The sequence below is a fragment of the Oceanobacillus sojae genome (assembly GCF_007991515.1).
Classification (GTDB): domain Bacteria; phylum Bacillota; class Bacilli; order Bacillales; family Amphibacillaceae; genus Oceanobacillus; species Oceanobacillus sojae.
In genome coordinates, this window is record NZ_BJYM01000011.1 from 20,516 (window position 1) to 42,652 (window position 22,137).

The 22,137-nt window shown below is 38.0% G+C and carries 19 protein-coding genes; 11 read left to right on the forward strand and 8 right to left on the reverse strand.

Translation table 11 applies throughout. The features are described from left to right. The first annotated feature begins 181 nt into the window (after positions 1-181). The 3 genes from OSO01_RS13240 to OSO01_RS13250 all read left to right on the forward strand — a co-directional run bounded on the left by OSO01_RS13240 (position 182) and on the right by OSO01_RS13250 (position 5,946). Positions 182-3,316 carry a DEAD/DEAH box helicase gene (locus OSO01_RS13240; RefSeq protein WP_246145164.1) on the forward strand — a complete coding sequence of 1,045 codons (3,135 nt, stop codon included), beginning with the start codon at positions 182-184 and terminating at the stop codon, positions 3,314-3,316. A gap of 207 nt (positions 3,317-3,523) precedes the next feature. Beyond that, entirely contained in the window at positions 3,524-4,720 is a 1,197-nt protein-coding gene (locus tag OSO01_RS13245; RefSeq protein WP_147210924.1) for an ornithine--oxo-acid transaminase, read from the forward strand. 938 nt (positions 4,721-5,658) lie between these two features. Next, the gene (locus OSO01_RS13250; protein WP_147210925.1) at positions 5,659-5,946 is read left to right on the forward strand and encodes a DUF378 domain-containing protein; all 288 of its coding nucleotides are present in this window, start codon (positions 5,659-5,661) and stop codon (positions 5,944-5,946) included. Positions 5,947-6,130: 184 nt separating this feature from the next. Here the strand turns inward: OSO01_RS13250 and OSO01_RS13255 are convergent, their stop codons facing one another. Next, positions 6,131-6,556 carry a thiol-disulfide oxidoreductase DCC family protein gene (locus OSO01_RS13255; RefSeq protein WP_147210926.1) on the reverse strand — a complete coding sequence of 142 codons (426 nt, stop codon included), beginning with the start codon at positions 6,554-6,556 and terminating at the stop codon, positions 6,131-6,133. A gap of 225 nt (positions 6,557-6,781) precedes the next feature. Here OSO01_RS13255 and OSO01_RS13260 point away from each other — a divergent pair, with 225 nt between their 5' ends. Then, the gene (locus tag OSO01_RS13260) at positions 6,782-7,699 is read left to right on the forward strand and encodes an AEC family transporter (protein ID WP_147210927.1); all 918 of its coding nucleotides are present in this window, start codon (positions 6,782-6,784) and stop codon (positions 7,697-7,699) included. Positions 7,700-7,752: 53 nt separating this feature from the next. Here the strand turns inward: OSO01_RS13260 and OSO01_RS13265 are convergent, their stop codons facing one another. After that, on the reverse strand, positions 7,753-8,622 hold the full coding sequence (locus OSO01_RS13265; RefSeq protein ID WP_147210928.1) for a LysR family transcriptional regulator: 870 nt from the start codon (positions 8,620-8,622) through the stop codon (positions 7,753-7,755). 218 nt (positions 8,623-8,840) lie between these two features. Here OSO01_RS13265 and mmgD point away from each other — a divergent pair, with 218 nt between their 5' ends. The 3 genes from mmgD to prpB are packed head-to-tail and all read left to right on the forward strand — an operon-like array spanning position 8,841 to position 12,337. Beyond that, positions 8,841-9,947, forward strand: coding sequence for a citrate synthase (mmgD, locus tag OSO01_RS13270; protein ID WP_147210929.1), 1,107 nt, complete (start codon positions 8,841-8,843; stop codon positions 9,945-9,947). 17 nt (positions 9,948-9,964) lie between these two features. Next, a complete protein-coding gene (locus OSO01_RS13275) occupies positions 9,965-11,398 on the forward strand; it encodes a bifunctional 2-methylcitrate dehydratase/aconitate hydratase (RefSeq protein ID WP_147210930.1) in 1,434 nt (477 codons plus the stop codon). Positions 11,399-11,425: 27 nt separating this feature from the next. Next, on the forward strand, positions 11,426-12,337 hold the full coding sequence (prpB, locus tag OSO01_RS13280; protein ID WP_147210931.1) for a methylisocitrate lyase: 912 nt from the start codon (positions 11,426-11,428) through the stop codon (positions 12,335-12,337). Positions 12,338-12,407: 70 nt separating this feature from the next. Here the strand turns inward: prpB and OSO01_RS13285 are convergent, their stop codons facing one another. Further along, a complete protein-coding gene (locus OSO01_RS13285) occupies positions 12,408-13,223 on the reverse strand; it encodes a ZIP family metal transporter (protein ID WP_147210932.1) in 816 nt (271 codons plus the stop codon). A 412-nt stretch (positions 13,224-13,635) separates the two neighbouring features. On the opposite strand from OSO01_RS13285, the gene OSO01_RS13290 reads away from it, so the two are divergent. Then, a complete protein-coding gene (locus OSO01_RS13290) occupies positions 13,636-13,866 on the forward strand; it encodes a hypothetical protein (RefSeq protein WP_156985956.1) in 231 nt (76 codons plus the stop codon). A gap of 106 nt (positions 13,867-13,972) precedes the next feature. Here the strand turns inward: OSO01_RS13290 and OSO01_RS13295 are convergent, their stop codons facing one another. Next, a complete protein-coding gene (locus tag OSO01_RS13295) occupies positions 13,973-14,731 on the reverse strand; it encodes a processed acidic surface protein (protein WP_147210934.1) in 759 nt (252 codons plus the stop codon). A 197-nt stretch (positions 14,732-14,928) separates the two neighbouring features. Here OSO01_RS13295 and OSO01_RS13300 point away from each other — a divergent pair, with 197 nt between their 5' ends. After that, entirely contained in the window at positions 14,929-15,159 is a 231-nt protein-coding gene (locus tag OSO01_RS13300; RefSeq protein WP_147210935.1) for a hypothetical protein, read from the forward strand. Positions 15,160-15,228: 69 nt separating this feature from the next. Here the strand turns inward: OSO01_RS13300 and qoxD are convergent, their stop codons facing one another. The 4 genes from qoxD to qoxA all read right to left on the reverse strand — a co-directional run bounded on the left by qoxD (position 15,229) and on the right by qoxA (position 19,036). Beyond that, positions 15,229-15,516 (reverse strand): cytochrome aa3 quinol oxidase subunit IV, encoded by a 288-nt coding sequence (gene qoxD, locus OSO01_RS13305; protein ID WP_147210936.1) that lies wholly within the window; start codon positions 15,514-15,516, stop codon positions 15,229-15,231. 1 nt (position 15,517) lies between these two features. After that, positions 15,518-16,120, reverse strand: coding sequence for a cytochrome aa3 quinol oxidase subunit III (gene qoxC, locus OSO01_RS13310; protein ID WP_147210937.1), 603 nt, complete (start codon positions 16,118-16,120; stop codon positions 15,518-15,520). Further along, entirely contained in the window at positions 16,120-18,069 is a 1,950-nt protein-coding gene (gene qoxB, locus OSO01_RS13315; protein ID WP_147210938.1) for a cytochrome aa3 quinol oxidase subunit I, read from the reverse strand. Before qoxB ends, qoxC begins: the two co-directional genes overlap by 1 nt. 76 nt (positions 18,070-18,145) lie before the next feature. Next, positions 18,146-19,036, reverse strand: a complete 891-nt coding sequence (gene qoxA, locus OSO01_RS13320; protein WP_147210939.1) for a cytochrome aa3 quinol oxidase subunit II — start codon at positions 19,034-19,036, stop codon at positions 18,146-18,148. Positions 19,037-19,644: 608 nt separating this feature from the next. On the opposite strand from qoxA, the gene OSO01_RS13325 reads away from it, so the two are divergent. Together OSO01_RS13325 and OSO01_RS13330 are read left to right on the forward strand one after the other, a co-directional pair. Then, entirely contained in the window at positions 19,645-20,859 is a 1,215-nt protein-coding gene (locus OSO01_RS13325) for an EAL domain-containing protein (RefSeq protein WP_147210940.1), read from the forward strand. A 105-nt stretch (positions 20,860-20,964) separates the two neighbouring features. Next, on the forward strand, positions 20,965-22,131 hold the full coding sequence (locus tag OSO01_RS13330) for an exonuclease SbcCD subunit D (RefSeq protein ID WP_147210941.1): 1,167 nt from the start codon (positions 20,965-20,967) through the stop codon (positions 22,129-22,131). The last annotated feature ends 6 nt before the right edge of the window (positions 22,132-22,137 follow it).

Consider the following 22,137-nt stretch of genomic DNA (forward strand, 5'->3'; position numbering starts at 1 on the left):
TAAAATCATCATTTCTTTATTAGATGTTAAAGCATTCTTGCTTTATAATAAACAATAGATATATCATACTACAATTTAACCCCATTCGTGAAATAATCGAAGGGATAAAATAAAAAAATCTGGTCAAAAGTTTATTTTATGAATATAAGCTTGGCTGTAAATATGGGAGTATGAGAAATGAATGAAAAGGTCGTGCAGTAAAATGGTATGGATATCCAAGCAGGAAATCAAAGAACGATGTGGAGAGCTGTCTTATAAATATGGAGAACGTCTCTGGAAAAAAGGAAATGTCCAGCTGACCTTTCTTGATCAGCAGATTATTGGAACAGTTAGAACCACAGATGATTTCCATATAACGCTGACGTATCGAAATAATAAAATAGAAAGCACCGGGTGCAGCTGCCCGAAGCTTGGTTCTTATACATTGGATTGCCAGCATATTGCTGCAGTTTTAATTGGTATACATGAAACTGGTGAGCCGAAAACAGACAGCACTTCACTTACAGGAAAATCAGAAAAGGAATTTCGGCATCGTGGTTATTTTGAAACAAGACAAGCTATTCCGGTGCATTTTTACTTGCGTATACCCGAAAAATCAGAGCGGAAAGCGTTGCAAATGGCTGTGCAAATTGATGGTAAACTTGTTAATAATATTATCGCCTTTTTGAAAGCATTAAAAAATGGAACGCGATTTTCTGTTGCTGAAAATCTCTTATATGATGCAGCTAAATTTTATTTTGAAGATGACAGCAATCAGATTTTAGAACAGCTTATTCAGGCTTATGAGGATCAGCAAATGATTGGAACAGCTTTTGCTGATAAAACAAGCTGGATCTCTATTCCGGCAACAGTCTGGGAGCGGATGGAAAGATTACTTCATTCTAGTCCACTTGTTTCTTTGTATTTGGAAGCTGATGCATATCACAAGCAGTTATTAAGCTTTTACGACGCGCTGCCCTCATTTTCTTTTCGTATCCGTCAAACAGGAATAAATTATTCGATTTCATTTTTGGAAAGAAGCCATACAATATTTTTGCTGGCTTATCAGCTTATTTATCAGAACGGTTCTTTATATTTATTGACAGAGGAAGAAAAGCAGCTGATTCATTTATGTGAGCAGCTGTGGAAACAACAGTCGGGAACAATCGTTGTCAGCAAGGAACAAATTGTATCTATTTCTGTACTTTTAGAACGGATCGGTGAAGTACAGGATACAACTGGAACGTTGAAGAGTCTCTATACACCGCTTAAAGCAAGTATCTATATTGATCGGATTCATAATCGTTTACTGGCAGGCTTGGAATTTCAATATGGAGATAAAAAGATAACGCCTTTTGAGAAAACAGCAATGGTTCGCCGTGATAAGGAAAAAGAAGCAGAAATTATTGCTTTTCTGGAAAGAAGCGGCTTTGCACATACGGAAGGCAGTTTTATTCTGCAAAATGAACAGCTAGAATATGATTTTTTATACCATTACTTGCCTGAACTGTATAAGATAGCAGATGTTTTTGTTACAAATGCTGTCCGTAATCAAATCAGCAAGAAGCGGTTCCAGCCGATTGTCCGTGTGAAGCATAAACGCGATAGAACAAATTGGCTCGCCTTTTCCTTCCAGGTGAAAGGCTTCTGGGAACAGGAGGTTCGTCAGATTCTTGAAGCGATAGAAGAAAAGCGGCCATATTATCGGTTAAAGGATGGCTCCTTTCTCACATTGGAAACAGAAGAAATAAAAGAATTGGAAAAATATCTTCTCTCTGTTTCAATGACGCCTTCTGAAATTTTGGAGGAAATTGAGCTGTCGCTAAAGGATGGGTTATCGTTTGCCCATCGAATGGAGGATAATGGCTATCTGGCTGAAGGAGAAGCTGTGAAGGAAATGATTTATGATATCCAGGCTCCAGCAAATGAAAAATATCCGATAGCGTCAGAAATTGAACCTATTTTAAAGCCTTATCAGAAGGATGGTGTCCGTTGGATGCTGGCAGTGGCTGAAGCTGGACTTGGCGGTGTTTTAGCAGATGAAATGGGATTAGGAAAGACGGTGCAGGCTATTGCATTTTGTATGACGAAATACCAGCAGCAAAAGGAGAAAAAAGCACCTGTACTCATTGTCTGCCCAACATCTTTATGCTATCAGTGGAAGCAGGAATGGGAATTATTCGCACCAGGATTTTCAGCAGAGATACTGGACGGCGCCATCCAGGAAAGAAAGCGGAAAAAGAAAACATTGCTCGAGAAGGATGTATGGATTGTTTCTTATGGTGTTTTAAAAAATGAAATTGATTGGCTGAAGAAAAACATTACGTTCCAGACAATTATTTTTGATGAAGCGCAGACTTTTAAGAATCCGGCAACACAGGTTTTCCGGACGGTAAAAAAATTAAAAGCAGATTATCAATTTGCTTTAACGGGAACTCCTTTAGAAAATAAAATGGAGGACTTATGGTCGATTTTTCATATTATATTTCCCGAATTGCTTGGCGGTTTGAAAGACTTTGCCTGGCTTACCAATGATCAGGTTCTGAGAAGAGTTCATCCATTTATGCTGCGAAGAGAAAAAAAGGATGTTCTGAAGGATATGCCGATAAAGACGGAATATATCGAACGTGTTCCATTGACAGAAGCACAGAAGCAAATCTACATTTCGTATTTATCGAAATTAAGACATCCAAAATTTAAACATTTGGATCGTGATACGGTTCGTAAAAATCGTATTAAGATTTTGGCAGGGCTCACACGTCTAAGGCAAATTTGCTGTGATCCGTCATTATTTATACGTGATTATGATGGAGAATCTGCCAAGCTTCAGCGCTTAATGAAAATCGTGAAGGATGCAAAACGTTCAGGCAAGCGAATGCTGATTTTTTCCCAGTTTACCCAAATGCTGAAGCGCATAGGAGATTTATTGAGAATAGAGGAGATTCCTTATTTCTATTTAGATGGACAAACACCTTCTGAGGATCGGCTGCAAATATGCCGTTCATTTAATCAGGGGGAAAATGATATTTGCTTAATTTCTTTAAAAGCGGGGGGAACAGGCTTGAATTTAGTTGGTGCGGATACGGTTATTCTATATGATACATGGTGGAACCCGGCAGTAGAGGATCAAGCCATAGACCGTGCGCACCGAATCGGTCAGATTTATGATGTTACTGTGATTCGCATGCTGACGGAGGGAACAATTGAGGATAAAATGTATGATCTCCAGCAGAAAAAAAGAAAACTGATAGAACAGATGGTGCAGACGAAGGATTTATGGAATTATCAGCTGACAGATGAAGATGTGGAGAAACTGCTGCGAGAAACGCTGCAATAGATAATTGGCTTAAGGCTGGATGGTGATTACTCTTCCTCCTTAAGCTTCTTTTCTACGTGGGAAAAACATCTGTTAAATCAATGGTATAAAAGGAAAGTATGAAATCATTTTACATAATCTGATAAGAGGCTTGACGTTTATTCAGACTAATGATTATGCTTAAGAAGAAAGAGAACAAATCTGAATAAAATCAAGGGAGGCTGCTTTATGGTGACATCAAAAGAAATAATGGAACTGACTTCAACCTATGGTGCAAATAATTATCATCCATTACCGGTAGTTGTTTCAGAAGCTGAGGGAGTCTGGGTAAAGGACCCGGAAGGAAATAAATATATGGATATGCTAAGCGCATACTCAGCGGTGAATCAAGGGCATCGACATCCTAAGATAATTCAAGCGTTAAAAGATCAAGCAGATAAAGTGACGCTTACTTCAAGAGCTTTTCATAATGAACTGTTAGGACCCTGGACAGAGCGTCTTGCCGAGTTAACAAAAAAAGATAAGGTATTGCCTATGAATACTGGAGTTGAAGCAGTAGAGACGGCAATAAAAGCTGCCCGCAGATGGGCATACGAGAAAAAAGGTATAGAGGATAATCAGGCAGAGGTTATTGCTGCCAGGGGCAATTTCCATGGTAGAACAATGAATGCGATTTCATTGTCTGATGACCCAAGTGCTACAACAAACTATGGTCCCTTTGTTCCTGGTATTTATAAGATAAATTATGGAGATATTCAAGCGTTAAAAGAAACGATAACACCAAATACAGCAGCAGTTATTTTAGAGCCGATACAAGGGGAAGCTGGTATCCTTATTCCACCGGAGGGATATTTGCAGGAGGTTCGAAAAATTTGTGATGAAGAAAATATACTATTTATTGCCGATGAAGTGCAGACTGGTTTTGCTCGTACAGGAAAGATGTTTGCCTGTGAATGGGAAAATGTAGAGCCTGATATATATGTAATGGGGAAAGCGCTGGGCGGAGGTGTTATGCCTATTTCTGCTATAGCAGCTGACAGGGAAATTATGGACGTATTTACACCTGGTTCGCACGGGTCGACATTTGGAGGAAATCCGTTAGCCTGTGCTGTTTCTATGGCTGCATTAGATGTAATTGAAGAAGAGGGACTTGTCGACAGGTCACTTGAACTGGGAGAGTATTTTGCTATTGAATTAGCTGCTATTGACCATCCTGATTTGAACGAAGTACGTGCTAAAGGATTATTTATCGGTGTAGAATTTAATAAGCCTGTACGCCCTATTTGTGAATCATTAAAAGAAAACGGAATTCTTTGTAAGGAAACACATGAAACCACTATCCGTTTTGCTCCTCCATTAACGATCAGTAAAGAAGAGCTTGACTGGGCATTGGATAGAATAAAGAAAGTGCTGCAGACTAATTAAATAAGGTAAGTTTTATAAAAGGCTCTAATGCGAAAATCATTAGGGCTTTTTATTATTACTCAACTTCCGTACCTTAAAAAGTAACTTGCTTATCATGGAGACATGTGTTGATCGTTCCTTCCACCTAATTCTTGACAAAGCATAAACTCTGGCTAGAAAGAAGGTAATGTATGAGGCCACCGCTGCGGCGGACCGTTTTGCTTTCCTAGGGGCATGCTTCAGCTAACTTTTGCCAAGAAGAGCACTTGGCAAAAGTGGATCTTCAGATGATGCTATTCCCTGTCCAGCTGCAAGCGTCAAAAACTAGACAACTTCCCGATAGCGCCCTACTATAAGTTATCATCCGTTCGTAAACGCACGGTAATTCCTTTATCTCAGTTGCTTCGGTCCAGTTGTTACGTTTTTAAACGACGCTTTCCGCTTTCCCTTCAGGAGTCAAAACGGTCCGCCTCCGCTAGAAAGGGTGTTCTATACTGTTTAATACAACGGAGCCAATAGAAATTAGACAAGCAAAGAATATCTTTTTCGTGGTGCATGTAAAAATGTCCCGTCGCCATTACTTTCTGTTCATAAAAGCTATTCCTGATATTTACTATCCCATGCTGTGTCATCATTTAAATTGTCAATTCAACCATTTGAAACACTAAAATGATCTTTTCATTAAGCAAAAAGCGGTTTTCTTTTCAAGTTAGCTGAAGCCGTCCCCATGGAAAGCGTAGTGGTTGGTTGCAGGAGCTATACACAATCTCCATTCAACAAAAAGATATTTCACAAAATGCAAGCAGGATAATGAAGAACATGCTTATCCTGGTAGGGTAAGGTATAGATGTTTATTCTCAGGTGCGAAAGTTGAGTTATTATAAAACAATAATTCCCAAACAGTGGAAGTATGAAATAAGTGATTAAGTAAAAGATAAGCAGTGAGGAGGTGAGAGACAATGAAAACACTACATGCTATTGCAGTCACTTTATTGATTATTGGTGGTATCAACTGGGGACTAATTGGATTTTTTCAATTTGATCTAGTGTCGGCTATTTTTGGCGGGCAGACCGCTGTCCTTTCTCGAATTATTTATGGACTCGTTGGGATTAGCGCCATTTATTATCTTACAACTTTATTCTCTGGGGTTGGTGAACCAATCCAGGATTCGGATCATTTACAAACAGGCTTCCGAACAGAATTTAGTGAGGATTATGGCATTGAGGAAGAAATTGACGATAAATAACTGGCAAAAAGCCTTTCGAAAAAATAAAACGCAGATGTATCCCTGAAGCAGGATGAATATCTGAAGTGGGCTTTAAACAGTAAAAAAGTGTTTGGGCTGCACTTCAGATATGTTTACTGCCTGGTTAGTGCAGCTGCCTTATCTCGGGAGATATGGGGAAACTCTCCGGGAAGGCTGTTTTATTTTAGACGAAAGGCTTTTGTTTTTTTAAATCATCAATTGTTTCTATAAATTTTTTGCGTTCTTGTGCCGTAGGAAGACGGCAGGTCTGTTTTTTACCGAACCATTTATGCCGGTTGCGCGCAATAAAATCATATAGGGCATCTCTTATAAAATATGGCAGGATTTTGCCCGCTATCAGCATTTTCCAGGGAAATGTTAATTTTTGCAATATATTTAAAGCAGCATCAGATTTGATATAAACTTTATCTCCATCAATGAATAAAACGCTATCGATATTCTCTGGAACCCGATAATTCTTTTGAATAAATTCTCCGGCCTCACTTTGCAATGAAGTAAACAGAAATTGATTTTCTTTGTCCCTATTCAGAATAAATTGAACGAAGCCGTCACAGATATGACATTCTCCATCAAATAAAATAAGTTTCATTTATAACACCCCTACAACCAAGCTTAGTATTATCATACAACCCCTGTTTATTACATACAAGTTTAACTGGTTTGACAAAGAAGCGCAGACACACTGAAATCCTTCCATCAATAAATGAATACCCAAAATGTTTAAAAAACATAAAGCCTTTCTGTATGAACAGTAATAAGACTGTGATAAGATAACAAAGGTGCATTTTTTAATGAATTAAAGGAGTAGAAAATTTTGGAAGGGTTTCAACTGCAATTTATTATTTCTGTATTTATTATTTTACTGGGCTACCTTTTTAAAAGGATAAAAATTTTAAAAGAATCGGACGGACAGACAATTGCAAGAATTGTATTTAATATTACTCTGCCCGCATTAGTGATTGTTACATTTGATCAGATGGTGATATCCTTATCTCTTGTTTCACTTATTTTCATTGCTTTTTTATTTGGGCTTGCTTCCGCGCTGATAGGCATCTTGGCATTCCGCTCTGAGAAAGATGGTATAAAAGGGATGGCTGCCATGATGGTTCCTGGTGTCAATGTCGGTTTATTTGCTTTTCCGCTTGTAGAAGCTATCTGGGGAAGAGAAGGCATTCAGCATTTCGGTATGTTTGATGTAGGTAATGCTGTTATTGTGTTTGGAGTATGCTTTTTTATAGCTGGTTATTTTGCGAAGGGGACATCAAGCTTTTATTTGCGAGAGGCATTCAGTCCACTGCTTCGGTCTATTCCATTTTTAACCTATATGTTTGTCGTTGCCTTGAACCTATCTGGGTTCCATTTGCCGGGTCTGTTTTTAGACACTGCAGAAATTATTTCTGTAGCGAATATGCCCCTGTCCCTGCTGTTACTGGGCCTTTATTTAAATTTTTCTTTCGAGAAATCATGGCTTCCTCTGATAGGGAAGTATTTAGCCATCAAGTATGGAACGGGGCTCTTCTTGGGATTTAGTCTTTTTTGGATACTCTCTGATTATCCAATGCTTGCAAATACTGTGTTAATCGGTTTTATTCTGCCAGCCTCCACGACATCCGTAGTTTATGCAATAAGATACCAATATAATACGAAAATAGTCGGTACTATAGTTAATATAACAATCATTGTAAGTTTTGTTCTGATTTGGCTGCTTGCAAGCTTTGTAGCGTATCATTAAAGCGGATTAAAGAGTCAAATAAAATGTTATATCAGTCTTTTTTGAACACGCATTTATAAAGCTTTTACATCTAATGTTTGAACAAAATCAACAAAAGCACGGACAATATTCATTTGCAGAGTATCTTCCTGATAGTACATCCAGGTTTGTCTTTTTAGAGGCTCACCGGATGGATCTGTAATTGGTTTGATAAATAATTCAGGATGCGGACGGACGACCAGATTAGCAACTATCGCATAACCGAGCCCGTGAACAACCATCTCTTTACAGGTCTCCACCTGATTGACATGGATTGTAATATTAGGCTGTTCAATATAATTTTGGTGCCACCAATCATCTAATAAAATCCGCATATGTTCATCTGTGTAATAGTCTACCCTTGGAAGCTTGGGAATTTCATCCCATGCGAAATCCCATGGAGAGGCGACGCAGATTTCTTCCTCATATAACAGCGCTTTCTTTTCCTTCCAGGCGTAATTACCTTTAATAAAACTGATATGTACATCATGATTTAATAGAAGACGGTGCATATCACTGCTCCAGCCTGTAACAACCTGGCATTCCACTTCTGGATATTTTTCTTTAAAACGCTGCAGCAGCTTCGGCATTTTATTTGCAGCAAAGAAATTGGAAACACCGACCCGCAATGTTCCTTGTACCTCTTCCTGCATATTGATCAGCTTTTCTTCCATTTTACGCTGTTCGAGAAGCATTCTTTTAGCATGATGGGCAAGTTCCTCACCCTCAGGAGTAAAAGTAATACCACGTCGTTTCCGAAGAATAAGCGGAACTCCATAATGAATTTCAAGCTTTTGAATTCTTGAAGTTAAAGTAGGCTGGGATAAAAATAATTGATGAGCAGCCTGGGTAATATTTTCGGTTTTATAAAGTGCGGCAAGCATTTTCCAGTCTTGTAAATTCAATGGCCATCCTCCTAAATCAAGATATAGAAAAAATCTATCGTTATTTATTAGTATTATATATTTTTCTAATTTTCTATTCAAGGTTATACTTAAATATAAGAAAACGTTTATGCAGAGCAGAAAAGGTTAAATAAGGATGTTATTTCCCTTTTAAAATTCTGCATTAGCCTTGTTTGATAACAAAATGATTACGCTTTCATTATAAAGGGGGAAAAATAATGCGTGCTTATGAAAGTTTTGTTCCCGGTTTAGATGGTGTTATTGCAGCGAAAACAGAAATATCTTTTTTAGATGTGAACCGTGAAAAAATAGTCATTCGCGGAGAGGATTTAATTGAATTAGCAAAGGATAAAACTTATTTTGATGTTGTTCATTTATTGCTGGAAGGTTATCTGCCCAGTCCTGAAGAAAAGAACAGCCTGGAGGATAATATTAAGAAATTTTATAAATTGTCTGATGATGTTTTGCCTTTATTTAATCTTTTACCAAAAGGAATGCATCCAATGGACGGGATGCGTACAGTTATTTCGTTATTAGCCGGATTCGATTCTGAAATAGAAAACCGCTCCCAAGAAGAAAATAAACGGCGCGCTTATAAGCTTTTAGGCCAATTGCCTTTTATTACGGTAAACAGTTATTTTGCTACAGAGGGTCTGGATATTGCTGAGCCAAATGAGACACTCAGCTACAGTGCTAATTTTTTATCAATGATTACAGGAAAAATATCGTCAAAACTGGAAATAGAAATTTTTGATCAGCTATTATTACTTTATAGTGAGCATGAAATGCCGAACTCCACATTTGCTTCACGTGTAATTGCTTCTACAAATTCAGATATGTATGGCGCATTGACTGGAGCTATCTCTTCCTTAAAAGGTCATTTACATGGCGGTGCGAATGAAGCTGTCATGTATATGTTGCAGGATGTAGATTCTGTAGATGCTTTTGAGGCTTTAATTCATCACAAACTTCAAAACAAAGAGAAAATCATGGGATTCGGCCACCGGGTATATATGAAGAAAATGGACCCAAGAGCAGCTATTACAAAGGAAGCGTTGCGGAAATTGTGTGAAAAAGACAATGATTATAAGCTCTTAGAGATGTGTGAAGCCGGGGAAGTTATTATGAGAGAAGAAAAGGGCTTATATCCAAACCTGGATTATTATGCAGCACCGGTTTATTGGAAGCTTGGTATTCCGATACCGCTTTATACACCAATTTTCTTTAATGCAAGAACGGCCGGGCTGGCAGCACATATTATTGAACAGCATGATAATAATAGAATTTTTAGGCCTAGAGTAGAGTATACAGGAAAAGGTTATTAACAGGGGAGGAAATACAGATGGTATCCGTAAAAACAAACCAGACAGATCAACTTTTAGAAGAGATTGCTGATTATGTATTAAATAAAGAAATTAACAGTGAAGAGGCTATTAAAACTGCGCATCATGTATTAATTGATACAATTGGCTGTGGTATTCTTGCTTTAAATTACCCGGAGTGTACCAAGCTGTTGGGACCAATTGTACCCGGGACAGTTGTTCCAAATGGGGTAAGGGTGCCGGGCACAGCTCATGTGCTTGATCCAGTACAAGGAGCATTTAATATAGGGGCAATGATACGCTGGTTAGATTATAATGATACATGGCTTGCGGCGGAGTGGGGACATCCTTCAGATAATCTGGGAGGTATTTTAGCAGTTGCTGATTACGTCAGCAGACTGCGGCAAAATAAGGGAGAAGAACCTTTAACAGTTGAAGAGATTTTAGAGATGTCGATTAAAGCGCATGAAATTCAAGGAATTCTTGCTCTGGAGAACAGTCTGAACCGTGTTGGTCTGGATCATGTATTATATGTAAAGATTGCAACAACAGCTGTTGTTACGAAAATGTTAGGCGGCGGGAAGGAAGAAATCGTCAACGCATTATCAAATGCCTGGATTGATAATTCGAGTCTGCGGACATATCGCCATTTTCCTAATACGGGCTCCAGAAAATCATGGGCAGCAGGTGATGCAACAAGCCGTGCGGTCCGGCTGGCACTCATGGCTGTAAAGGGGGAAATGGGTTATCAAACTGCTTTAAGTGCAGAAGGATGGGGCTTTCAGGATGTTCTTTTTAAAGGAAAAGAACTTGTATTAAAGAGACCGCTTGATAGCTATGTGATGGAAAATGTATTGTTCAAGGTTTCCTATCCGGCAGAATTTCATGCGCAAACAGCAGCAGAAGCAGCTGTTCAATTACACCCAGAAGTGATAGACCGCATTGATGAAATTAAAGAAATTACTATATCAACGCATGAATCAGCTATCCGTATCATTGATAAAAAAGGACCGCTCCATAATCCGGCAGATAGAGATCATTGCTTGCAGTACATTGCAGCGATTGGATTATTAAAAGGAAATATCGTTGCAGAGGATTATGAAGACGATGTGGCGGAAGATCCACGTATTGATGAACTTCGCGATAAAATGACCGTAACCGAGAACAAGCAGTATTCAGAGGATTATCTGGATCCGGAGAAACGTTCTATTGCGAATGCCATGCAGGTTCATTTTATGGATGGCACTTCCACAGATATCATTGATTGTGAATATCCTTTAGGACATCGATTCCGCAGAGAGGAAGCATTCCCGCAAATAATTAAAAAGTATGAAGCTAATTTAGCAACACAGTTTACAGAAAAACAGACAGAGCGTATTAAAAAGCAGACGATAAATTATGAAACGGTAAAGCAAATAGCAATTACTGATTTTATAGAATTATTTTTAGATTAGAATACATTCTAGGAGGGTGAGGGAAAAATGGCTTGGATTGTAGACAGCCCGTTACCACAACATGAACTAGCTGAACAGTTTCGGCAGATGGCAGGGGAAAAGGGAATTTTGCAAATTCCTGGAGCACATGATGCAATGGCAGGATTAGTAGCAAAGCAGGCTGGATTTCAGTCGCTGTATTTATCCGGAGCTGCTTATACTGCAAGCAGGGGATTACCTGATTTAGGGATTGTAACCTCTGCGGAAGTAGCTGACCGGGCAAAGGACATTATCCGGGCAACCAATTTACCAATGCTTGTAGACATTGATACAGGCTTTGGCGGTGTCCTGAATGTTGTCCGTACAGCGAGAGAAATGGTGGAAGCGAATGTAGCTGCAGTTCAGCTGGAGGATCAGCAGCTGCCTAAAAAATGTGGACATTTGAATGGAAAGAATGTCGTTACCAAGGAAGAAATGATGCAAAAGATAGCCGCAATTAAAGAGGTAGCACCGACACTTTATATTGTGGCGAGAACCGATGCCAGAGCTATTGAAGGTTTAGATAGTGCAATTGATCGTGCGAAAGGTTATGTTGAAGCTGGAGCAGATGCTATATTTCCGGAAGCTCTTCAAAATAATGGAGAATTCCAGGCTTTTGCTGAGGCAGTGGATGCACCATTGTTGGCCAATATGACAGAATTTGGGAAAACACCTTATTTAACAGCGTCAGAATTTGAAAATGCAGGCTTTGATATGGTTATTTATCCAGTAACTTCTTTACGTGTGGCTGCAAAAGCTTATGAACGAATTTTTGAATTGATTCGGGATGAGGGTACACAGAAAAATGGATTAGAGAATATGCAAACCAGAAAAGAACTCTATGAAGCTATTCAATATGGTGAATTTGAAGCACTTGATCAGGGAATTTCCAAGACTGTAATAGAGGATTATTTTAAGTGAACAAAAAAGGATACCTGTTATTTTAGATTCTAAAATAACAGGTATCCTTTTCTTTTGAAGGAATACAAGCTTAACCTAATGCGACATCAAGCACCATCATAAGTGCAAAACCAATCATCAGACTAATGGTTGCCAAATCTCTATTTCCATTCTCCTGAGAACTTGGAATAACCTCCTCCGCAACAACAAAGATCATCGCTCCAGCTGCAAAGCTTAACGCATAAGGAAGCAATGGTTCAATATGAGCAACAGCTAATGCACCTATTACAGCGGCAATTGGTTCTACCAGTCCAGAGAATTGTCCATACATAAAGCTTTTTCCTCGGGACATTCCTTCACCACGTAACGGCATTGCAACAGCAACACCCTCAGGGAAATTCTGAATTCCTATTCCGATGGCAAGAGTGATTGCCCCCGCTAAAGCAGCCTCGGTACTATGATTTGCTAATGCGCCAAAAGCAATTCCGACAGCGAGACCTTCAGGGATATTATGAATTGTAATTGCAAGTACAAGTAATGTACTTCGTTTTCTTTTAGATGGTGCGAGCCCTTCAGCATCTTTTTTTTCTGTGTTTGGATGAAGATGGGGAAGGATTTTATCAATAACCCATAAAAATCCGCCTCCCAGTAAAAAACCGACTAATGCAGGAAACCAGGGGCCAATGGCATTATCTGTTGATGCTTCGATAGACGGCCCGAGTAATGACCAGTAGCTGGCTGCTATCATAACACCTCCAGCGAATCCTAACATACTATCTAACAGTTTTTGATGAACGGTTTTTGTTGCAAATACTATTGCTGCCCCGAGTGCAGTCATTCCCCATGTGAAAATTGTTGCTAATAAGGCCTGCATGACAGGGCTAAAATTTTGAAAAATCTCTAACATGATGTCTATTCCTTTCTTTTCCATTCGTTTATCATATATTTTTTTATTCAAGAACTAATAATTATGCTAACTTTATTACTTTATCATTAAATAGGATGAAAAAACAATCATACATATTTGAACACAAGAATGAAAAGGAAAAAAGAGAACTTGTTTGAGTGTCTGTTTGCTGTATGCATTTCTAGCCCAATCATCGCAGATTTCAGTAAGGACTATTTAGGGGGTTGGCAGTTTAAATTAAGATACAGTATGGGATAGTAAATATCGGGAATAGTTTTTAATAATAATCCGGCTTTCTGCATGTCTCCTCATTGTTATTATTTTTACTTAATTATTCCATACCTTAAATGAACTTCACAGGTATAATAAACTTAAGAAAAAATGAAAGAAATATAAGGTCGGTGAAATAAAGATGTATGTTATCAGCCTATTAGGAATGAGTAAGGTTATTCAAGCACCCATGTATAAAATAGGGGAGTGGCTGGATTCTTTTAAAGGATATATACCAACAAAAATTGTTGACCAAATAACATATTTTGAAATTGAAGCAGTAGAGGTTTTAACATTTATAAAGGAAAAAATAGAAGAAGAGTACGATCTAATGGAAATCAGGCAGTTATTAAAAAATAAGAGTTTTATATAATGTAAAACCTTCTTCCATGAAGAGATTTAATCTGTCATCTTGGAAGAAGGTTATTTTGTATAAAATAAAAAAACGTAAGGATAAGTATTAATTCCCGAAAGTAAGATTATTTGAAATCTAATGCAGATTCTAAAAGCATAACTGTGATCATTGCGTAAATATCAAAAATTGGTTCATCTGATAATATTGAAGTATCCAGCATATCTAAAGAAAGGTCAGTGTTATCTTCCCAAAGATCATCATCTTCTGATACATCGTCATTTTCTCCCCACGTTTCATCATCTAAGTCAGAGCCATCTTCCATTGCTACATAAATTTCAGTTGCATTTTCAATTTCAAAAAGTGTTGTATAGTTGTTAATGGAATCTTCATATAAATTGAAAAGTTCTTCCAGTTCTTCGATAGATCCAAAACCATATTCTTCCGCAGCAGCCTCTAAATTCTCTTCAGAAAGATCTTCATCCAATGCAGTAAGAGGATCATTCATAATTAAATCTAAACTGAATTCAATATCCTCGATAAACATGTACCAGATACTATCCGGAAATTCTTCATCCTCTTCAAGGAATCCTTCCTCTTCATACAACAGGTCGTTTAATTCATCATATGTTAGATCATATGTATCATAAATTTCTTCTAAACCTTCTTCGGTAAGCGGTGTACCTAAATAGGAAGCATCCTCAAAATCAGCTAATTCAAGGCCAAAATCCGCCAGATAACCTTCATAATCTTCCAATTCCCAATCAATGGATTCTAAAAAACTTTCCAATTGAGGGTCATCAGCATCAATAGCGAATGCCTGGGAAGGTAAAAGGCCAATCATAAGTACCAGTGCAAAACATACAGATAATAATTTCTTTTTCATCCTTCATCCTCCTGTAACTATACTATATCTTAAGTATAAAGCGTTTTAAGACGAAATTCCATGCTTATAAGGATAAGGTAAAAAAATAAACCGAAAGTCACGAGTCAAGAGTAAATTTGCTTGTTCGATAAATTGACACAAAGATATTGACAAATTATTGAACAAAAGGCATACTATAATTAAAGGAGATGAGATTCATGGAGATTAACAAAAAATTATTAAAAGGCTTGTCTCTAGTCTGCGGGACATTAATTACAATTGGTGCAATAATGTTTATATACGGTTACTTTGTAAGCGCTATACCACTGGTGACAGCTATAGGTATCGGCTTAGCAGAGGGCGGCACATTTATCTTTATTATGGGGTTGTTCCTTGTTGCAGTGGAAGAGAATATTAGGAGAAAGAATCAAAATCAGAAGCAGTTATAGTCGGTGAAAAGTTGATAGTTGAATGTAATAAAAAAGCTCAGGCATCGATGCCTGAGCTTTTCAATTTATTTAAAACATATATCCCCATATCATTGCCAGTAATGAACCAAGGATAGTTAACAGAGCCAGCACTACGCCATAAATTGTATGGACATAGATACCGCCTTTATCTTCACTTTCTCCGGCATGCATAAATACAACGAGCTGCACCCCTGCTTGAATAAATGCTGTAACAACAAGAATGGTTAATCCCATTGCAAAAGACATGTCAAAGAAATAGACACTTAATGCAACAACAGTAAGGAGTAGCGAAAAGATATATCCGTTAACCTGTTTTAGTGGAAAAAGTTCTTTCATGCTACATCATTCCCTTCAAGTAAATAAAGCTGAAAATGAAGATCCACATAACATCTAAGAAGTGCCAGTAAAGGGAGAATATAAATGATTTATTCGCTGTCCGCGCATTTAAGCCATTGCGAAGGATTTGAATAATAATCATGATACCCCAGAACAGCCCTAACGTTACGTGGGCACCATGCGTCCCGAGCGTTGTTAAGAGTGTTGCTGTAAAACCGCTTGTCTGTAATGTTGCACCTATGTGGTAGTAGTGAATAAATTCATATACTTCCACGCTGAGGAATCCAGCACCCAAGAGAAGTGTAACTACCATAAAGCCAATCATTGCTTTTACACGATTAATACGCATTGCATGGACCGCTAATCCAATCGTAAAACTACTTGTCAAGAGAAGGAATGTCTCAATCAATACCGGTGGCAATTCAAAAATCTCTGCCCCGGCGGGCCCGCTGCCCACGCCGCGGTCTACATAAACAAAATACGATGTAAACAGGGTCGCAAACAGCATGATTTCCGCACTTAGGAAAATCCAGAATCCAAGGATATTCATTCTATTGGTTTCGGTGCTATATTCAAGAGGCAGATTTTTGGAATCAAGTTTCATTACTTAGCACCTCCAAATTTCTTTTCCGTTTCTTCAATTTCTTCTTTGTGAATATGATGCCCATCATCTTTTTCGAAGGAACGATACAGCAGACAGCCAATAATACCGGCGAATGCGATAATCACTCCTACCCATACATGGAATACGAAGCAAAAGGCAAAAACAAAGAAGATACCGGCAAAAATAATGGACCAGCCGCTGTTATTCGGCATATGAATGTCCTTAATTTCACCTTTAAATAAGTCATGTCCGTTCTTCTTATAATCCCAGAATGCTTCACTTGAATTAACATTTGGTGTAATAGCAAAGTTATATTCTGGAACTGGATTATGGGTTGCCCATTCAAGAGAACGTGCATTCCAAGGGTCGTCCCCGACATTTCTTGGTGCATATCGGAAGCTGTAATAAACGTTATAAACGATCAATACGAACCCGATTGCTAAGAGCAACGCACCAAAGAAGGACACCATACTTAAAGGACCAAACCCAGATGCTTCTGAATAAGTGTACATTCTTCGTGCCTGACCGTTTAAACCGGTAATGTACATTGGGAAGAAGGACAGGCAGAAACCAATAACAATATTCCAGAATGCCCATTTACCAATACGTTCATTCAGCAAGAAACCAAACATTTTTGGCCAATAATAAATGAGACCGGCAATCATCGCGAATACAACACCAGGGATGATTACATTATGGAAGTGAGCTACTAAAAACATTGTGTTGTGATATTGGTAGTCAGCACTTGCTATTGCAAGCATAACACCTGTTACCCCGCCAATGGTAAACAACGGAATAAATGCCACAGAATACATCATTGGTGTCGTAAATCGTATCTTTCCTTTCCACATCGTCAGAAGCCAGTTAAATATCTTAATTCCCGTCGGCACAGCGATTGCCATTGTTGTGATAGAGAATATACTGTTTGCAACTGCGCCTTGTCCCATAGTAAAGAAGTGGTGAACCCATACCATAAAGGATAGCAAGGAAATAATAACCATCGATGCAACCATCGATTTATAGCCATATAAATTACGCTGAGAGAATGTAGCGATAATTTGTGAGTAAATCCCGAATGCAGGAAGTATCAGAATATATACTTCAGGGTGTCCCCAAATCCAGAACAGGTTTGCCCACATCATATCCATACCGCCGTCTCCTGTTGTAAAGAAGTTGGTAAAGAATTGACGGTCTAATGTTCCCATTAGTAAAGCAATTGTCAATACAGGGAACGCGAACACGATTATAAGGTTTGTAATTAATGCAGACCAGGTAAACATTGGCATTTTCATTAATGTCATACCAGGTGCACGCATTTTCATAATTGTAGCGATAAAGTTAATTCCCGTCATCAAGGTTCCGATACCGGAAATTTGCAGTGCCCAGTTATAGTAGTTAACCCCGACATGTTCACTGAATTCTGTTCCTGCCAGCGGATAATAGTTTGTCCATCCGGCATCTGGTGATCCTCCGACAACGAAGGAAATATTAAATAGCATAGCTCCGGCGAAATATAACCAGAAACTGAGCGCGTTCAAACGCGGAAAAGCAACGTCCCTTGCTCCGATTTGAAGCGGAACAACAAAGTTCATCATACCGATAATAAATGCCATTGCCATGAAAAAGATCATAACAACACCGTGTGTGGTGAAAACTTCGTTATAATGCTGTGCATCTAAGAAGGAATTATCCGGAACAGCAGTTTGCAGCCGCATCATAACAGCGTCAGCGCCACCTCGGAAAAGCATCAGCAATGCTGAAATAATATACATAATTCCAATACGTTTATGATCAACTGTTGTTAACCACTCACTCCAAAGATAACCCCATTTTTTAAAATAGGTAACACCGAGAACAATCGCAATACTTACAAGTCCAATTGCAACGATGGACGCATAAAGCATTGGATCATCATGGGGTGGAATCGTAAATCTATCAAAAAAATCCATTATGATAAAACTCCTTTCTAGAGCTTAGAAATATTCAGGCACACTCCAGGAGTGTGCTGCTAGCCAAATAAATGACTTAGTGGTGGTGATGTTCGCCTTCCTCTTCTGAATCTGAGGAACCTCCGTGATCATGAGGGCTATTTTCTCCTTCAGGCGCAGGTTTAAATTCCTGGTGAGTACCATTAAAAGTCATTTGTCCTAAATGTCCAGGCTCTAATAATTCTTCAAATTTCTCTTCTGTAAGCGGATCGGCAGTATTATGAATATCTTCGACCCAAGAATCAAATTCACTTGGAGCGAGCGCAGTTACTGTAAATTCATTCTCTGCAAAACCTTCTCCATTAAAGTTGGAGTTTCTTCCCATATATTCTCCAGGCTCTTCTGCAACAACATTCAAGTAGTTTGTCATATCAGCCATCGCATATTTCTGCCCTGCAAGCTGCGGAATCCAAAAACTTGAAATTGTTCCGTGAGAATATAAACGGAATTCCACATTTTGATTTGTTGGGATGAAAACATAATTTACTGTTTCAATATCCTGCTCCGGATAACTGAAATGCCATTTCCAGTTAGAAGATGATGCGTAAATAACGACTGGTTCATCTTCAGCATATCCTTCCGGAGGACTTTCCACTTGATGCGTTGAAATAGTGGAAACAACAGATAAAAAAGCAACAATTAGAATTGGAATTGTGACAATAATCCCTTCCACATATTTATTGCCTTCAATATGTGGAGGTTCATAATCAGGATCTTGTTTTGATGCTCTATATTTAAATAAAATAACTGTTAGCATTACTAGGACAACAACAACAATGAAAGACATTGTAATGATAGATAACCAAATCACATTTGCAGTTGTCTCTGCCTGGGGACCCTTTGGATTAAGTACGAGTAATGGTTCACAGCCTGCCAGTAATCCGGCAATACCTGTTAAAATTGCTAAATAGGCCCACTTTAACTTCATGTTAATACCCCTTCCCTTGATTGTGTATAAGATTGTCTGGTTTTTATCGAAGTGTAACCGGCTGTAAGACTCCAACTTCAAGAATTGAGAAGAATTAAAGGCTCTATATGGGAGTTTACACAGCCAGTAACGGCCCGATTGGTTCAACTATCATTCAGCGGGGATGAAAATCCTCCGCCGAATGAAGTTTCACTTTATTAAGAGGTTGTTCAAAGAAAATTGGAAAACATTCTTTCGATTATTGAACACACAATTAATTTAGTATAACTCTATAGCAGAAACAATATTAATACTGATGTAAAGAAATTACAAGACATTGAGAAACACTTCACAAAATGTTCAAGAAAACTTCTACATATTTTTGAAAAGTGTCGAAAAATGTCGAAAAAAGCTTGACAATAATAAAAAATGGTAGTATGGGATTTCCCATATTCTGTTGGGAAATTTGTACGATTAAATAATAATTCATGATAGTAAAAAATCATGGAATAAGGATTCAGTTTATTATTTTGTTATTATTGAAGGAGTATGTAAAAATATCCGTATAAAAATATACGCAAAAAGGTTTAAAATGGAATATGATATAATGACATGAAGGGGGAGTCAGTATGGATCCACTAGATATTTTAATAGATTTAGAACAATTACTTCCTTATTATAAACCAATTATCCGTGCAGACAAGCAGCTGATCAGCGGCTATGAAGTAATTGCTTATTTTTTAGATGAAAATGGCAGAAAGCAGCGTTTGGATTGGCTCTTCGATGATACTTCTATACCGGATGAATTTCGTCTGGAAGTTAATCAATACATTCATCAAAAAGCGATTGAAAAGAAATTACAGGAAAATTATCCAGGATACCTTTCTTTTTATTATGATGCGGAATTACTCGTTCGTGATAATGGTGAAACATTCATTAATTTACTTCATGATTATCAAGAAAATGGATTAGATCTGAATAAAATAATTCTGGAAATTAAAGATATTTGTCTGACCGGCAACATGGATCAGCTAAATCATATCATTAAATATTTAAAAACTTTAGGAGTTAAAATTAGTATTGAATTAGCTTATCCGAATGGCAGTTTAAATCAATTAGCTATTTTACATCCTTCTTTTATAAAAGTAGATACATCATTTTTAAAGGATGATTTCCTGCCGCATTTGTATAAGGATGTTTATTTTGGTGTATCGATGCTATCCAGAAAAATAGGTGCATCTCTATTATTTAAAGGAATACGTTCTTATAATCAATTGAACTTTGCCTGGAAAAGCGGGGGAGAATATTACCAGGGAAGTTACCTGACTTCGCCGCAGCAGGAGTTTATTGAGGAAGATTGCTGTAAAAGTAAATTAACCGAGTATTTTAGAGAATTCGTAACCTATGAACAACAGAAGGCCAAAGCGCAATTTGAATTATTAGATTTAGTTCATGGAACTATTAACGGGCTTTTGTCACAGGTGAGACCAGGAAATGATGATGCCTGGTTACTAAAGCTTGCTAAAGGCTGTGAAGATTTTGTATTTCGTATATATATCTGTAATAGCGTTGGATTACAAGTATCAGCAAATGTAGAAAAGGATAGTCAGGGGAATTGGATATTATTACAAGAGGGAATGCATAAAAATTGGAGCTGGCGTCCATATTTTTTCGAAAATATTATGCGGATGAATATTGAAAAAAAAGGAATTTTATCTGATTTATATACAGATATTGAACGTTCAGAGCTGATTAGAACCTATGCTTATCCGTTGTCGCACCAGCGCTATATATTTTTTGATATTCCTTATAGTTATTTGATTGAAAAAGAAGGCTTGTTATAAATAAAAGGGTTCTGTACATACAACAGGACTTTACAAGCCGGAATAACTTTGTGAAAAAGAAATATGAAAATTAAATGGAAGTATGGTTCGTCGGGAGGTTGCAAAATGAAATTAATTCATACAGCAGATTGGCATTTAGGTAAGCTGGTACAAGGAGTGTATATGACTGAAGACCAGGCGTTTATTCTGGATCAGTTTGTTGAGACGGTAGAAAAAGAGAGTCCAGATGCAGTTATTATTGCAGGAGATTTATACGATCGTGCCGTACCGCCAGTGGAAGCAGTTGATTTATTGGATAGAACTTTGGACAGGATTATTAATCAATTAGGTATACCTGTCTTAGCGATTGCGGGGAATCATGATAGTCCAGGCAGACTTCATTTTGGCAGCCGGCTGATGAAAGAAAATGGCTATCATATTATTGGGCAATTGTCGGAAAATCGAAAGCCGATTATTCTTTCAGATGAATTTGGTGAAGTACATTTTCATCTTAATCCGTATGCGGATCCGAGTGTGGTGAAAACCTTGTTTCAAGAAGAGGATATCCGCAATCATCAGGATGCAAATGCTTTTCTGGTTAATCGCATAAAAGAAAATATGGATCCGGCAGCGCGTCATGTTTATGTTGGACATGCCTTTGTAACTCCTTTTGGCGAGACAGAGGAAAATACAAGTGATTCTGAACGTCCCTTATCCATCGGCGGTGCAGAGCATGTTGATGCACATCTGTTTAAAGATTTTCATTATACGGCTCTGGGGCATCTCCACCAGGCTCATCATGTATTAGAAGAAAAAATCCGATATTCCGGGTCAATACTGAAATATTCCTTATCAGAGGAACATCATAAAAAAGGATATTTAGTAGTGGAATTGGATGAAAAAGGGGAAATTCAGGTGGAGAAGAAGTTCCTTATTCCTAAACGGGAAATCCGTTCTTTAAAAAGGAAGATGGAGGATATTTATAAACAGCCGCGAAGTGAAGATTATGTATTTGTGCAATTACTGGATGAGCTGCCGGTATTATCGCCAATGGAAAAGGTACGTTCTATTTTTCCAAACGCCATGCATGTTGAAAGAATCAGAACAACAACAGGTGCAAATAATCACACAGAGAATCAGGCTCCGAAGACGAGCTTAAGTGAAATGGAATTATTTGATGCTTTTTATCAGGAAGTGACGGAGAAGGGAGCATCAGAAGAAATTAATCAAATTATGAATGAATTATTTCAAGAAATTCAGGATGCAGCCAGTGAACGGAAAGCATCCAGATAAAAGCAG